This window comes from Streptomyces sp. HNM0574 (assembly GCF_012726235.1).
Classification (GTDB): Bacteria; Actinomycetota; Actinomycetes; order Streptomycetales; family Streptomycetaceae; genus Streptomyces.
Window position 1 is genome coordinate 181,658 of sequence record NZ_JAASAH010000006.1, and the last position, 15,205, is coordinate 196,862.

General features: G+C 73.9%; 12 protein-coding genes. 10 read left to right on the top strand and 2 right to left on the bottom strand.

All coding sequences use genetic code 11. The features are described 5' to 3' along the window. The first annotated feature begins 33 nt into the window (after positions 1-33). Positions 34-1,389 carry an MFS transporter gene (locus tag HCC30_RS13525; protein ID WP_169442744.1) on the top strand — a complete coding sequence of 452 codons (1,356 nt, stop codon included), beginning with the start codon at positions 34-36 and terminating at the stop codon, positions 1,387-1,389. Positions 1,390-1,466: 77 nt separating this feature from the next. Here the strand turns inward: HCC30_RS13525 and HCC30_RS13530 are convergent, their stop codons facing one another. Further along, positions 1,467-2,813: an alkyl sulfatase dimerization domain-containing protein gene (locus HCC30_RS13530; RefSeq protein ID WP_169442745.1), complete on the bottom strand. Its 1,347-nt coding sequence runs from the start codon at positions 2,811-2,813 to the stop codon at positions 1,467-1,469. Between the two features lie 122 nt (positions 2,814-2,935). Between HCC30_RS13530 and HCC30_RS13535 the strand changes: the two genes are divergently transcribed. The 8 genes from HCC30_RS13535 to dgt all read left to right on the top strand — a co-directional run bounded on the left by HCC30_RS13535 (position 2,936) and on the right by dgt (position 13,099). Beyond that, positions 2,936-3,553 carry a helix-turn-helix domain-containing protein gene (locus tag HCC30_RS13535; RefSeq protein ID WP_169442746.1) on the top strand — a complete coding sequence of 206 codons (618 nt, stop codon included), beginning with the start codon at positions 2,936-2,938 and terminating at the stop codon, positions 3,551-3,553. A 40-nt stretch (positions 3,554-3,593) separates the two neighbouring features. Beyond that, positions 3,594-3,962 carry a hypothetical protein gene (locus HCC30_RS13540; protein ID WP_169442747.1) on the top strand — a complete coding sequence of 123 codons (369 nt, stop codon included), beginning with the start codon at positions 3,594-3,596 and terminating at the stop codon, positions 3,960-3,962. 22 nt (positions 3,963-3,984) lie between these two features. Further along, positions 3,985-5,253: an alkyl sulfatase dimerization domain-containing protein gene (locus HCC30_RS13545; protein WP_169442748.1), complete on the top strand. Its 1,269-nt coding sequence runs from the start codon at positions 3,985-3,987 to the stop codon at positions 5,251-5,253. Between the two features lie 215 nt (positions 5,254-5,468). Beyond that, on the top strand, positions 5,469-7,715 hold the full coding sequence (locus tag HCC30_RS13550) for an MMPL family transporter (RefSeq protein WP_169442749.1): 2,247 nt from the start codon (positions 5,469-5,471) through the stop codon (positions 7,713-7,715). Positions 7,716-7,718: 3 nt separating this feature from the next. Further along, complete coding sequence (locus tag HCC30_RS13555) at positions 7,719-9,305, top strand: streptophobe family protein (RefSeq protein WP_169442750.1); 1,587 nt, start codon at positions 7,719-7,721, stop codon at positions 9,303-9,305. Between the two features lie 97 nt (positions 9,306-9,402). Beyond that, a complete protein-coding gene (locus tag HCC30_RS13560; RefSeq protein WP_169442751.1) occupies positions 9,403-10,143 on the top strand; it encodes a response regulator transcription factor in 741 nt (246 codons plus the stop codon). After that, entirely contained in the window at positions 10,140-11,693 is a 1,554-nt protein-coding gene (locus HCC30_RS13565; RefSeq protein WP_240979551.1) for a HAMP domain-containing sensor histidine kinase, read from the top strand. The genes HCC30_RS13560 and HCC30_RS13565 overlap by 4 nt, the downstream gene beginning before the upstream one ends. A gap of 80 nt (positions 11,694-11,773) precedes the next feature. Beyond that, positions 11,774-13,099, top strand: coding sequence for a dGTP triphosphohydrolase (gene dgt, locus HCC30_RS13570; protein ID WP_169442752.1), 1,326 nt, complete (start codon positions 11,774-11,776; stop codon positions 13,097-13,099). A gap of 60 nt (positions 13,100-13,159) precedes the next feature. Here dgt and HCC30_RS13575 read toward each other — a convergent pair whose 3' ends face one another. Further along, on the bottom strand, positions 13,160-14,146 hold the full coding sequence (locus tag HCC30_RS13575) for an adenosine deaminase (protein ID WP_169442882.1): 987 nt from the start codon (positions 14,144-14,146) through the stop codon (positions 13,160-13,162). 186 nt (positions 14,147-14,332) lie between these two features. On the opposite strand from HCC30_RS13575, the gene HCC30_RS13580 reads away from it, so the two are divergent. Then, positions 14,333-15,151 (top strand): maleylpyruvate isomerase family mycothiol-dependent enzyme, encoded by an 819-nt coding sequence (locus tag HCC30_RS13580; protein ID WP_169442753.1) that lies wholly within the window; start codon positions 14,333-14,335, stop codon positions 15,149-15,151. Positions 15,152-15,205 lie beyond the last annotated feature (54 nt).

Consider the following 15,205-nt stretch of genomic DNA (forward strand, 5'->3'; position numbering starts at 1 on the left):
GAGCCAGGCCCTACCCGCAGGAGTCACTCACCCATGGCCTCCCAGCCCTCCGCACCGCCCGCCCCGCTCCCCGCCGAGGAGCGGGACGCCCCACCGGAGTACGACCGGGTACGGGCCTGGCTCATCACCGCCATGATCGTCGTGTTCATGGTCGTCAACTTCGCCGACAAGGCCGTCCTCGGCCTCGCCGCCGTCCCGATCATGGACGAGCTGAACATCAGCCACGGCACCTACGGGCTCGTCTCCAGCTCCTTCTCCCTGCTCTTCAGCCTCTCCGGGCTCCTCGTCGGCTTCCTCTCCTCCCGCGTCACCAGCCGCGTCCTGCTCCTCGTGATGACGCTGACCTGGGCGCTCGCCCAACTGCCGGTGCTCGTCGTGGCGTCCGTGCCCACCCTGATCGCGGGCCGGGTCCTGCTCGGGGCCGCCGAGGGGCCGGCCGCCTCGATGTCCATGCACGCCCTGTACAAGTGGTTCCCGCCGCACCGGCGCGGGCTGCCCTCCGCGCTCCAGATCAGCGGCGCCGCCCTGGGCACCCTGGTCTCGGCCCCCGTCCTCACCTGGCTGATCACGGAACACGGCTGGCGCTCCGCGTACGTCGCGCTCGCCGTCGTCAGCACGGCCTGGGCGCTGGTCTGGTGGCGCATCGGGTACGACGGGCCCTTCGACGACGACCGCGCCGCGCGTGCGGAGGCGCGGCGGGGGAGCGGCCGGCCCGCCGCGCGGCTGCCCTACCGCAGGCTGCTGCTGAACGGCACCGTCCTGGGCAGCATCGCCAGCGCCTTCGGCGCCTCCTGGGCACTGTCCCTCAGCCACGCGTGGGTGCCGTCCTACCTCAGGACCGAACTCGGCATGACGCCGGGCGCCGCGGCGAGCACCATCAGCGCGGTCGCCGGCTTCAGCCTCGTGCTGCTGCTGACGGTCTCGCCGCTGATGGACCTGCTCAAGTCTCGTGGCGTCAGCAGCCGTTGGTCCAGCGGCGCCACGCAGGGGTTCGTGGTCTGCGCCGCGGGCTGCGCCATGGCCGCCTTCCCCTTCGTCGAGGGGACGGTGCCCCGGCTGCTGCTGATCGGGCTGGCCTTCGGCACCGGCGCCGTCGCCGTGCCGCTGCACTACATGACCGTCGCCGAGGTCGTGCCCACCGCGCAGCGCGGCGCGGTCTTCGGCATCGTCGCCGCCACCGGCACCCTCCCCGGACTCGTCGGGCCCACCCTCACGGGCCACCTCATCGACGCGGCGGGGACGACGGCCGACGGCTACCGGCTCTCCTTCCTCATCACCGCCCTGGTCATGCTCCTCACCGGCCTGCTCGCCGTGGCCTGCATCCGCCCGGAACGGGACGCCGCACGCCTCGCCACGGTCCCGAACGGGACGCTCCCGCAGGGGGGTTGACGTCCCGGCCTGGCACCCGGGGACGGTGCGGCCCGCGTGGAGAACCGGCCGTCGGGCCGTGCTCCACGCGGGCGTTCTCAGCCGTCCGCCTTCGCCCGCTCCTCGGCCACCCTGCGGTGCGGTTCGGAGAAGGCGAGCTTGCCCATCAGCGAGCCCTCGGCCGCGCGGCGCAGGTCGAAGACCTCCACGTAGCAGTCCTGCGCGGTGGGCGAGTCCGGCTCGGCGAGGAACGCCCACTCCGCCAGATGGCAGGCCAACCGCAGGTCGCTTCCGGCGAGTTCACGCGCCCGCGCCGCCAGCGCCCCGACGCCGCCCGCCAGCCGGGCCACCTCCCGGGCGCGCTCCCCGGCCGGCGCGGGCAGCAGGTTCGCGGCGTGACCGTCCCACCAGCCGCCGTAGCGCCGGATCACGTTGCGGCAGATGAACTCGGGCCGGTCGTAGTGCGGCTGGAGACGCGGGTGCGCGGCGAGGTGCCCGGGCACCTCCAGCGCGTCCACGATCTCGTCCGGGCGCAGGCCGGAGTTGAGGCCGTCGAGCGTGTGCCGTACCAGGTACCGGAGGTACTCGGCCATCGTCAGCAGTTCCTCGCGGACCGGCTCCGCGCCGTGCACGCAGTCGCCGTGCCCGGTGATCACGCACTCGGCGCCGAGTGACGCCATCTCCTCGGCCGCCTCCGCCCACTCCTCCGCGTACCGCTGGACCTTGCGCGGGTTACCGGCGTTGGGCAGGTAGCCGACGACGAGGTCGCCCGCCGCGATCACCCGCCGCTCCGGTGCCCACACCCACGCGGCGTCGTCCGTCTCGCCCTTGGCGTGGCGTACGACGAACCGTTCGCCGCCGAGGCGCAGTTCGAGACTGTCGCGGAAGGTGACGTCCGGGACGGTGAAGTCCTCCGGCGCGCTGGGCCAGCTGCGGCCGTTGGCGCCGGGGAGCTGCCCGTTGACCGCGGCGTTCAGGCCCGGGGTCCTGGCGTAGCGGGCGTAGTGGGCGAGCAGGTTCTCGTGGCCGACGACGCGGGGCCGCTCGCCCGCTTCGAGGAAGGCCCACAGACCGAAGGCGTGGTCGACGTGCCCGTGCGTGAACACGACGGTGTGCAGGGGCTGCCGGCTGATCCCGCGCACGGCGCGCAGCAGCGCCGGGCCGTCGCCCGCGCAGCCGGCGTCGACGAGGAGCAGGCCCTCGTCCGTCTCGAACAGGGCGACGTTCGCCATCCCGGGCCGGATCATGAACGTCCGGGCGGCGACCTCGGTCACCTCGGGCGGGTGCGGTGCGCCGATCTCGCGGGCCGCGACGTGCCGGAACTGTGCGTTGCCGATGTTGCCGAAGTTCTGCCGCATCAACGCCTGGGCGCCGGGGCCCAGTTGCCGGTCAGCGGGCGCGTCCCGCTCTTCCGTCCTGACGGGTCCGCCGGGTGTTTCGGGCATGGGGATCTCCTCACCGTGAAGGCGTGGGAAGGAACATTGACGCGGATTAAACCACGCGGTTTAATCGATGGGCAGGGAGAGGCGGTGCACGGCACCGCGTACGGAACAGCAGAGGCAGGACCGTGGAATCTTCGACCCGATTGCAGATCCTTCTCGCCGCGGAGCGTCTGTTCGCGACGCAGGGAATCGACGCGACCTCGCTGCGGCAGGTCAGCTCCGAGGCCCGGCAGCGGAATACGGCCGCGGCGAAATACCATTTCGGGGACAAGGAGACCCTGATCCGGGCCATCTTCGAGCACCGCCTCGGCGTGCTGGACGCCCGGCGCGGGGAGCTGTTGAGGTCCGCCGGTGAGGACGAGCGGCTCGACGACCCGAAGGTCCTCGTCGCCATCCTGGTCCGCCCGCTCGCCGAACAGGCCACCGTGCCGGGCAGTACCTACGTCCGCTTCCTGGACCGCGTGCTCGAACACGTCGGACGGGACGTCACCGCGCTCCCCGGCGTGGGCGGCCTGGAGGAGGCGGTGAACGTCGGACACCTGGTCACCGGCCGGCTCCCGTACCTGACAGAGCCCCGGCTCCGCCCCCGCATCCGCTGGGCGGGCCAGCTGATCATCTCGGCCCTCGCCGACCTGGAGGGCGCCGGACAGCCCGCCGCCGGCGAGCCGGACGCCGAGACGTACGTCGCGGCGCTGATCGACGCCGTCACCGGCCTGCTCACCGCCGACACCTCCGCGCCCTGAGTGCAGGGCGCGGAGACCCCGACGGAAGGAAGGACGCCGGATGACGCTGCGGATCGCGTACGTCGTCGCCGGGCTCGCCATCGGCGGGGCCTGGGCGTACGGGCGGGACATGCCGCTGTGGGAGCACGCGCTGCGGCTGTGCGTGATCGTGGTGGTGGTCCCGCCCGTGCTGCACCTCGTCCGCCGCCGGCTGCGCCGCCCGGCGGCCCGGCACCTGCCGCTGCGGCAACTGGTGCTCGCCAAGGTGCTGCTCGTCCTCGGCGCCGTCGCCGTCGAGCTGCTGCTCGAACCGCTGACCGCCGGCGCCTCCCTCATCACCGCGGCGGCCCTCGCAGCCGTGGTCGCCCTCGGCGGCCCGTCCTGGCACCGCAACCGCCACGGGGCGGCGGGACCGCCCCGTACCCCATGAACCCAGCAGAGGATGCCCCCGCATGGATGAGAACCCCGCAGGCCAGTGGCTCTCGGAGGGTCAACGCGACCCGCAGGACGCCGCGTTCTTCTGGACGGGCGGGCCCGTCGAGGTCGCCCGGGACACCTGGTTCACCTCGCTGGGCTCCGGCGTCACGGCCTTCGCCACCCGGGACGGACTGGTGCTCGTCGACTCCGGCACCCGCCTGTTCGCGGGCGAGATGGCCGGGCACGTCCGCTCCCGCACCGGCCTCCCGGTGCACACCGCCGTCTACACGCACGGCCACATCGACCACGCCTTCGGGCTCGACGCCTTCCTCGCCGAGGGACAGACCGCACCGCACGTCGTCGCACAGGAACGGATGGCGGAGCGGTTCGCCCGGTACGCGCGCAGCCCCCGGCACAACGCGGTGATCAACAGCCGCCAGTTCGGCGGCCGCAGCGACGACCCGACCTTCGAGGGCCCGGAACTGCGCTTCGGATTCCCCGCGCACGAGCCCACCCGCTACTACCGGGAATCCCTCGAACTCGACGTCGGCGGCACCGCGTTCGAGCTGCACGCCTGCCGTGGCGAGACCGACGACCACACCTGGGTCTTCTGCCCCGAGCGCCGGGTGCTGTGCACCGGCGACCTGATCATCTGGGGCGTGCCCAACGCGGGCAACCCGCAGAAGGCGCAGCGCTACCCATGGGACTGGGCCGCCGGCCTGCGGGCCATGGCCCGGACCGGCGCGGCCTCGCTGTGCCCCGGGCACGGCGGCCCGGTGGTGGACGACGAACGGCTGGTCCGGCGCATCCTGCTGGACACGGCCAGCTTCCTGGAGGACGTGGTCGAACGCACCCTAGCCGTCCTGGAGGATGGCTCGCCACCGCACGTGGACGTCGTACGCCGGGTGAAGCTGCCGGAGTCCGACGCGCCCTGGCTCCAACCCGTCTACGACGAGGCCGAGTTCATCGTCCGCAACGTCATCCGCTACTACGGCGGATGGTGGAGCGGACGCCCCAGCGAACTCAAGCCGGCCCCGCGCGCGGACGTGGCGGGGGAGCTGGCGGCGCTCAGCGGCGGCGCCGGCGCGCTCCTCGCCCGCGCCGTCGAACTCGCGCCCCGCGACCTGGCGCTGGCCTGCCACCTCGCCGACTACGCGCTGGAGGCGGCCCCCGACGACGCCGTCGTCGCCGCGGGCGTGGCCGCCCTCTACACCGAGCGCGGCACCCGGGAGACCGGCCTGATGGCGACGAACCTCTACCGCTCGGCGGCCGCCGAGGCACTGGCGCGGCACCCTTCGGCGTAGAAACCCGGGGGCGAATGCCGCGTCCGGAGAATCCGGCGGACGGTGAATCCGGCGGCGAGAATCCCGGGGAGGGGAATTCCGGGGGATTCCCCTCCCCGGGAAACGCGTCCGGAACGGTTCTCAGGAAACTCCCAGAAGTCACTCCGGAAGCGGTCAAGCAAAGGTGCCACTCTTGCCCCCGTTCTGTTGATCAGCAACATGACTGGGGGCCCTTGGTGGCTGCTTTCCTCTACAAAACCGGCAAGTTCTCCTACCGCTGGAGGTGGTGGGTCACCGTCCTGTGGGCCGGACTGCTCGTCCTGACCGGCGTTCTGGCCTCCCGCGCCGACGCCGCGCCGCCCAACGACTTCTCGCTGCCCGGCACCGAGGCCCAGCGCGCCTACGACCTGCTGGACGAACGGTTCCCCGGGATGAACGCGGACGGCGCCTCGGCCCGCGTCGTCTTCAAGGCCGGGGACGGCAAGGTGACGGCGCCCGACACCCGGCGCGCCGTCGAGGACACCGTCCGCGCGCTCGGCGCGGGATCACAGGTGAGCGCGGTCACCAACCCGTTCGAGACCGGCACCGTCAGCAAGGACGGCAGCACCGCCTACGCGCAGGTGTCGTACAGCGTGCCGGTCGCCGAGCTGACCGACGCCTCCCGCGAGGAGCTGACGGACACCGTCGGGGACGCGCACTCCCCGGAGCTCACCGTCGAGGCGGGCGGCAACGCCGTCTCCGACGCGATGGGCGGCCACTCCTCGGAGGCGGTCGGCCTCGCGGTGGCGGCCGTGGTGCTCGTCCTCACCTTCGGCGCCCTGATAGCCGCCGGACTCCCGCTGCTCACGGCCCTGTTGGGGGTCGGCATCGGCACCTGCGCCATCAAGGTGCTGGCGGCCCCGCTCGGCCTGGGCGGGACGACCTCCGTCCTGGCCACCATGCTCGGCCTGGCCGTCGGCATCGACTACGCGTTGTTCGTCGTCTCCCGCTACCGGGACGAACTGGCCCGCGGCAGGAGCCGCGAGGAGGCCGCCGCGCACGGGGTGGGCACGGCGGGCTCCGCCGTCGTCTTCGCCGGACTGACCGTGGTGATCGCGCTCGCGGGCCTGTCCGTCGTCGGCATCCCCGTCCTCACGCAGATGGGGCTCGCCGCGGCCGGCACCGTCGGGCTCGCGGTACTGATCGCCGTCACGCTGATCCCGGCCCTGCTCGGCATCGCGGGCAAGCGCGTCAAGCCGACCGGCCCCCGCCGCCGGCGGGAGGCCGCAGCACCGGAGTCCGGGAAGGCCGCGCGGCCGAAGCTCGGAGTGCGCTGGGCACGGTTCGTCACCCGGAGGCCGGTCGCGGTGCTGCTGCTCGGGGCCTCGGCCCTGATCGCCGTCGCGGTACCGGCCGGCTCCCTCGAACTCGGCCTGCCCGGCGACGAGTCCAAGCCCGCGTCCACCACCCAGCGCCAGGCGTACGACCTGCTCGCCGACGGCTTCGGCCCCGGCTTCAACGGCCCCCTCACCACCGTCGTCACGGCCGACGACGGCGGCGACGCGCAGGCCGCCACCCGGGACGTCGTCTCCCGGATCAAGGACACCGACGGCGTCGCCACCATCACCCCGCCGCGCTTCAACGAGGGCAAGGACACCGCCGTCCTCACCGTCGTCCCCACCTCGGCACCCGGCACCCCGGAGACCGCCGACCTGGTCCACGACCTGCGCGCCCCCGAGATCGAGGGCGACGGGGCACAGGTGCTGATCGCGGGCACCACCGCGATGAACATCGACGTCTCGGAGAAGCTCGCCGACGCGCTGGTGCCGTACATCGCACTCGTCGTCGGCCTCGCCTTCCTGCTGCTGATCGCCGTGTTCCGCTCGCTCCTGGTGCCGCTCAAGGCGGCGCTCGGCTTCCTGCTCTCCATCGCCGCCGGGCTCGGCGCGGTCGTCGCGGTCTTCCAATGGGGCTGGCTGAGCTCGCTGTTCGGGGTCACGGAGCCGGGACCGGTGATGTCGATCATGCCGATCTTCATGGTCGGCGTCGTGTTCGGACTGGCCATGGACTACGAGGTCTTCCTGGTGACCCGGATGCGGGAGGCGTACGTCGTGGACCGGCAGCCCGTGCGTGCCGTGATCGGCGGCTTCGAGCACAGCGCCCGGGTCGTCACGGCCGCCGCGGTGATCATGATCGCGGTGTTCGCCGGGTTCATGGGATCGAGCGAACAGATGGTCAAGACCATCGGGTTCGGCCTGGCGATCGCCGTCCTCTTCGACGCCTTCGTCGTCCGCATGACCCTGGTGCCCGCGGTGCTCACCCTGCTCGGCCACCGCGCCTGGCGCCTGCCCCGGTGGCTCGACCGCTGGGTCCCGCACGTCGACGTCGAGGGCGAGAGCCTCCGGGTGCACGACGCGCACGACCCGCACGAGCCGGAACGGGCCGGCACCGGCCCGGAGCAGGCCGACGCAGGCCCCGCCCCCGAACTGCACGAGGTGCGCTGACACATGGGCACCACCACGACGAAGCCGGCCGGGACGGGGGCCGCCGCACCGGCGTCCTGCACCGGCCGGGGCAAGGCGGCGGCCGGGCCCCTCCGGCCCTGCGGCGGCACGCCCCGTCACGTACTCGAAGGGGCGCTCGCCGTCCTCCTCGCGCTCGCGGCCATGACGGGCGCCGCGTGCCTGGCGCTCAAGGCGCTCGGCGCCGACGGCGTCGCACCCCTGACCCGGCTCGGGCCCGCGGTGACCGGCCTCGCCTTCGGCGGGCAGCTCGACCTGGCCTCCGACCTCACGCCCCAGGGCAGCGGGGAAGGGGACGGCGGCATGCCCGGCATGCTCGGCGGAGGTGGCGGCGGCGGGCTCAGCCTCGGCGTCTCCGGCCAGGTGTCCGCCCTGCCGCTGATGCTCACCTTCCTCGGCACCGCCGTCCTGGGCTGGTGCTTCTTCCGGCCGCTGCGCCGCAGGGCGCGCCCCGCGCCCGGGCTGCTGGCCGCGCGCGCGGGCGGGGCGCTCGGCGCCGCCGCCGTCCTCGTCCCCCTCCTCGTCTCCCGGGGCAGCGGCACGCTTGAACTCCCGGACGGCGTCACGGAGAAGCTCGGCAAGGGCGGCGGCCCCGGCGGCGGGCTCGGCAAGCTGACCGGCGGCGGCGCGCCCTCCGTCGACTTCACCACCCATGTCGCGCTGACCGGGTTCCTCGCGGTGCTCGGCGTCGCGCTGGTGCTCTGCGGCGGCCTGGTGGCCGCGCGCCGCACCTCGCTGCCCCGGACGCTGGAACTCAGCCGGCTCCGCCTCGCCTGGCACCCGGTCGCCTCCACCCTCACCGGGATCTTCACCGCCGTGTGCACCGCCGCCCTCTTCCTCGCGCTCCTCGCGGGCGCGGCGGCGGCGACCGGGCGCGAGCAGGCGGCCAAGGCCGCGGGGGCGCTGCTCCTCGCCGCCCCGAACCTGATCACCTCCGTGTTCACCTCCGGCCTCGGCGCGTCCTGGCAGGCCGGGACGGAACGGCGGCAGCCCGAGGGCGGCGGCCTCCTGGGCGGCATGGGCGGCGGAGCCGGAGGTTCCGGCGCCGGGGGAGGGGACCGGCGGATCGACCTCGGCGCCCAGACCGTCGCGGGCCTCCCGCTGTGGCCGGCCGGCCTGACTCTGCTGACGGCGCTCCTGGTGTACGCGGGCTACCGCGCGGCCGCCCGTACCCCGGCGCGCACCGCCCGCGAGGAGTCCCGCGCGGTGCTCGGCCGGCACCTGGAGACCGCGGTGCGCGCGGGGGCGCTCGTCGGTCCCGGCGTCCTGGTGCTCTGCCTGCTCGCGCGGATGTCCGTGGGGATCGGCATCACCGTCATGGGCAACGAGATGGGCGGCATGGACGCCGGACTCGACGGTTCCGTCGGGCTCTCGGCACTCACCGGCTCCGTCCTCGCCGGCCTGGCCGCCTACGCGGGAAGCCGCCTGCACGCCCTGCGGACCGCCCGCCGGAAACCCGGCCCACGCCCCGGCGAGGACCGCACCGCCGGCCGCCCACAGGTGCGTACGGTTTCCTCACCTTCGGGAGGGAAGACCCCGGAACCCGCACGCATGACCGGTACCGGTACCTGACCCCTGGCCGGGGCCGGCCGGTGACGGCGCACCGTCGCGGACCGGCCGGCCCCCGGTACACCCCACCACCACCCGGCACGACGAGACGGAAGATCCCATGACAGCAGCCCGCACGCCGCGCCGAGGCGCCTCGCCCAAGGGGCACCTGCTCGTCGTCGACGACGAGCCGACGGTCCGCGACCTGCTCCCGGCGGCCCTGCGCTACGCGGGCTTCGACGTCGACGTCGCCGCGGACGGCGCGCAGGCCCTGGCGATGGCGGCCCGCCGCCCGCCGGACCTGGTGCTGCTGGACGTGATGCTGCCGGACATCGACGGCTTCGAGGTGATCCGGCAGCTGCGCGCCCAGCCCCGCAGAACCGGCGGCCGGTCCGGCGGCGACGTCCCCGTCCTGTTCGTCACCGCCCGCGAGACCAAGGAGGACCGGATCACCGGCCTCACCCTGGGCGGCGACGACTACATCACCAAACCCTTCGACCTGGAGGAACTCATCGCCCGTATCCACGCGGTGCTGCGCCGCACCATGGGCGAGCCGTCCACCGCCCTGGTCGTCGGCGCTCTCGAACTGGACCCGGAGGGACATCTGGTGACCCGCGCCGGGCAGCCGGTGCGGCTGTCGCCCACCGAGTTCCGGCTGCTGCACTTCCTGATGGCCAACGCCGAACTGACCATGTCCAAGGCGCAGATCCTGGAGAACGTCTGGCGCTACGACTTCGACGGCGACCCCAGCATCGTCGACACCTACATCAGCTATCTGCGCCGCAAGGTCGACCGCGTGGAGCCCAAGCTGCTGCACACCGTGCACGGCATCGGCTACGTCCTGCGCGAGCCCCGGACATGACGGCACGCGGCGGGCTGCGGCGCCGGGCCGCGAACCTGCGGGGCGCCCTCGCCCGGATGTCGCTGCGCACCCGGCTGCTGTGCCTGGCCGTCGCGCTGGTCGCGACGGCGCTGCTGGCCGTGGGCGCCGTCGTCAGCACCGCGCTCGACGCCTACCTCCAGGACCGCGTCGACTCCCGGGTGGACACCACCGCGCAGCTCGCCGCCCGGGTCACCCCGCCGCCCGGCCCCAACGTCCCGCAGAACGTCCGCCTGTTGAGCTCCTTCGAGGACACCACCGTCGCGTACGTGGACGACCGGGGGAACTCCCGCAGCACCTTCGACTCGACCACCGCGGCCCCGGGCGGCGGGCCGCGGCTGCCGGAGCTCGACCGCGCTGCCGTGCTGGACCGGGGCGGGAGCCCGTTCACCGTTCCGTCCCGGGACGGCGAGCACTCCTGGCGGGTCGTCGCGCTCACCCGCCCCGACCAGGTCCTCAAGTCCGCCGACCCCGCGGCCGACCGGGGCAGCGTCATCGTCGCCACCTCGCTGGACGAGGTGGACCGCACCGTCCGGAAGACCCGGACCGTCGCGCTCACCTCCGGCGGGGTGCTGCTCGTGGTGCTCGCCCTGGTCGGCTGGTTCGCCGTCCGCTCGGGGCTGCGGCCGCTGACCCGGATCGAGGAGACCGCCGAGGCCATCACCCGGGGCGACTTCTCGCACCGCATCCCGGAGACGTCCGGCACCCGGACCGAGGTCGGACGGCTCACCGTCTGCCTGAACCGGATGCTCGGCCAGATCGACACCGCCTTCCACGCCCGCGCCGAGGCGGAGTCACGGATGCGGCGCTTCTTCGCCGACGCCAGCCACGAACTGCGCACCCCGCTGGTCGGGATCAAGGGCTACACGGACCTGTACCGGATGGGCGCCTCCCGCACCCCGGAGGAGACCGAGCACCTCATGACGCGGATCGGCGAGGAGTCCGAGCGCCTGACCCGGCTGGTCGGCGACATGCTCCTGCTCGCCCGCCTCGACGAGGCCGCCCGGGGCCCCTCCGCCGGGACAGGCCCCGCCCCCGCCTTCCCGCTCGACCGCGCCCCCATGGACCTGCGCACCCTGGCCGCCGACGCGATGCACGACGTCCGCGCCCTGGACGCGACCCGCGAGGTCACGCTCACCGGACCGGACGGCGGCAGGCCCGCCACCGCGCAGACCCTGGCCGACGAGGCGCGCCTGCGGCAGGTCGTCACCAATCTCGTCGGCAACGCCGTCACCCACTCGCCGGCCGGCACCCCGGTCCGGATCGGCGTCGGAGTCAAGGACGGGCTCGCGGTGCTGGAGGTGGCCGACCGGGGGCCCGGGCTGGCGCCGGAGCAGCGGCAGCGGGTCTTCGAGCGGTTCTACCGCGCCGACGCCTCCCGCACCCGCGCCACCGGCGGCGGCGCGGGCCTGGGCCTGTCGATCGTCCACTCCCTCGTCACCGCGCACGGCGGCGACGTCGAGGTCGACTCGGCCCCGGGCGAGGGGTGCACCTTCCGGGTACGGCTCCCGCTGCTGGAGGGCATGGACTGAGCCGCGCCTCCGCCCAACTCCGGCCCCGGCGCGGGCAAAGCACTCGCCTCCCCGCGTGCAACGCGCGTAGAATCCGGGCGATGCGGCCGACGAACTACTCTCCCGAAGATCTCGAACAGCACTCCCTGCGACGCCGGGTCTCCGACGACGGTCAGCGGTCCGGTTTCGAGCACGACGTGGATCGCATCCTCTACTCGACCCAGTGGCGCGCCCTCGCGGGCAAGAGCCAGGTGGTGGCCAGCGGCGAACTCGGCGCGTACCACACCCGGCTGACCCACTCGATGAAGGTCGCCCAGCTCGGGCGGCGCATGGCCGAGCGGCTGGAGCGGCGCTACGGCGGCCCGAACCCGGCCCTCGTCGAAGCGGCCTGCATGGCGCACGACATCGGCCACCCGCCCTTCGGGCACGCCGGCGAGTCGGCCCTGCGCCGCACCATGGACGAGCTGCGCCCGGGCGACACCGCCCCGGACAGCTTCGAGGGCAACGCGCAGACCCTCCGCGTCCTCACCTTCCTCGCCGCCCACAAGTACGCCGGACACCGGGGCCTGCACCTCACCCGCGCCTGCCTCGACGCCTCGGTCAAGTACCCCTGGGAACGCGCCCCCCGCGAACGGGACGCGGCCCGGCACAGCAAGTGGGGCGTCTACGTCGCCGACCGGGAGGCGTTCGCCTGGCTGCGCGACGGCCGCTCCGACGACGCCGTACCGGTCGAGGAACAGGTCATGGACTGGGCGGACGACGTCACCTACGCCTGCCACGACGTGGAGGACTTCTACCGCACCGGACTCATCCCGCTCCAGGCCCTCTTCCCGCCCGAGGGCGCGGCCGGCGCCGAGACCGAACGCGAGACGGCCCGCTTCCTCGGGTACGTGGAGCGCAAGCACGCCCGCGAGGGCCGCCCCTTCGACCGGGGCGCCGCACAGGCGCTGCTCGCCGAGATCGGCAAGACGATGGCGCTGCCCGGGCCCTACACCGGACACCACGAGGACGCCGTCGCGGTCAACCTCCGCACCGCCAACCTGATCGCCTACTTCACCCGCGACATCCGCCTCCAGGTCGGCGGGGAGGCGGCGATCCGCTACGGCGCCCGGCTGGAGATCCCCCGGGAGCGCCGCGCGGCCTGCGACCTGCTGAAGGAACTGGTCTGGTGCTACGTCATCGACCGTCCCGCGCTCGCCACCCAGCAGCACGGAAAGCGGCGCATCGTCAGCGAACTGCTGCGCTGGACCTACGAGTCGCCGGAACTGCTGCCGACCGAGCGGGCCGAGGAACTGGCCTTGCACGGCGACGGGTTGCGCGCCGCTGCCGACCACGTCGCCTCGCTCACCGAGGACCAGGCGCTCGCCCTGCACCGCCGCATGTCCGGCACGGGCCTGGGCTCCGTCAACGACAACGTGACCTTCTGAGCCGGGGCCGTCCGGAGGGCGCCTGCCCCGCACCGGGGCGTGCGGGGCAGGCGCCGTTGCTCAGTGGCTGTCGACTTCCCGCAGGTAGGCCGCGCGGGTCTCCTCGTCGAGGAAAGCGGACCGGAAGGAGTTGCGGGCCAGGGTGCGCAGGGTCTCCTCGTCGAGGCCCAGCGCGTCCCGCACGGCGGTGAAGTTGTCGTGCGCGTAGCCGCCGAAGTAGGCCGGGTCGTCGGAGTGGAGGCTGACGAGCAGGCCCGCGTCGAGCATGGCGGGCAGCGGGTGGTCCGCCAGGTCGTCGACGACCTTGAGCTGGAGGTTCGACAACGGGCAGACGGTGAGCGGCACTTGGTCCGCCACCAGCCGGTCCACCAGCTCCCGGTCCTCCATGCAGCGCACCCCGTGGTCGACCCGGTCCACGCCGAGCAGGTCCAGCGCCTCCCAGACGTACGCGGGCGGGCCCTCCTCGCCCGCGTGTGCCACGCACTTGAGCCCGGCCTCCCGCGCCAGCGCGAAGACCTCGGTGAACTTCGACGGCGGGTGCCCCACCTCGGCGGAGTCCAGCCCCACGGCCGTGATGCGGTCCAGGTACGGGCGCGCGGCCTCGAAGGTGGCGAGCGCCGACTCGGCGCTCTCGTCCCGCAGGAAGCACATGATCAGCCGGGTGCTGACCCCGTGCGTCTCCTCGGACTTCGCCAGGGCACGGCCGAGTCCCTCGATCACGGTGCCGATCGGGACACCGCGCGAGGTGTGCGCCTGCGGGTCGAAGAAGATCTCCGCGTGCCGCACGCCCTGCTCCGCGGCGCGCGCCAGATACGCGTCCGCGACCTCCGCGAAGTCGTCCTCGGTGCGCAGCCCGGCGAGCAGCGCGTAGTACAGGTCGAGGAAGGACTGCAGGTCGGTGAAGGAGTACGCGCGGCGCAGCTCCTCCTCGGAGGCGTAGGGCAGTTCGACGCCGTTGCGCGCGGCGAGCGCGAAGGCGAGCCCGGGCTCCAGCGTGCCCTCGATGTGGAGGTGCAGTTCTGCCTTGGGGACGGGGGCCTGGGCCATGTTCGAGGACACGTGGGGGCGACAACCTGTTCTGCGGTACCGATGAGACACCTCAGGCTAACTCCACGCCCGTCGGGCCCGGACGGGCCGGTGCCCGCACGGATCTTGACAGCCGCGCACCCGGCCAGAAGGGTGGCCGCGCGGGAGGCCGAACCACCGTCCGACACGGGGAGTTGAGCGCGCACGATGCCGGCACACGCCAGCGGCAGGACCGAGGAGCGGCAGGCACTGACCGACGCGGTCTCCCGGGCCGCGGACCGGTTCAGCGAACTGCTGCTCTCCGCACCGGACCCCGGGGCCCGGGTGCCGGCCACCCCGGACTGGTCGGTCACCGACGTCCTCGGCCACGTGGCCATGGAGCCGGGCCGCTACCGCGAGCTCGCGCTCGGCAGGGGCACCTGGCCGGCACGCGTCGCGGACCTGCCCGCGTTCAACGCCGAACAGGTCCGCACCCTGCCCACCCGGGACCCGGACGGGCTGGCACGCATCCTGCGACGGGACGTGGACGCCCTGCTGAGCACCGTCGAGGGCTTCGGCGAGGAGCCGCCGCTGATGTTCTTCGACGGCGACCAGCGCGTCCGCGCGGACCGCGCACTCGGCACCCTGCTGGGCGAGTTCGTGATCCACGGCCACGACGTCGCCACCCTGCTGGGCCGCCCCTGGCCGATCGCCCCCGAGCTCGTCCCCCTCGTCATGACCGGCCTGCACCAGGTGCTGCCCGGCTGGGTCGACCCCGCCCGCGCGGCGGGCCACACCGCCGTGTACGAACTGCGGCTGCGCGGACTGACCCGGTACGTCTACCGCTTCGACGACGGCCGCCTGACCGTCGACCCCGCCACCCCGGGACGCGTCGACGTCACCCTCAGCGCGGACCCCGCCACCGCCCTGCTCCTGAACTACGGCCGCACCGGCCGGTGGCGCGCCGCGCTCACCGGCAGGATCACCGCCCGCGGCCGCCGCCCCTGGCTCGCACCCGGCCTGACCGGACGCTTCCGCTCCGCCTGAACGCCGCGCCGGGCACGCGCCCGTTCAAGGTCATCCCCGGGTGGTTCCCCGGCG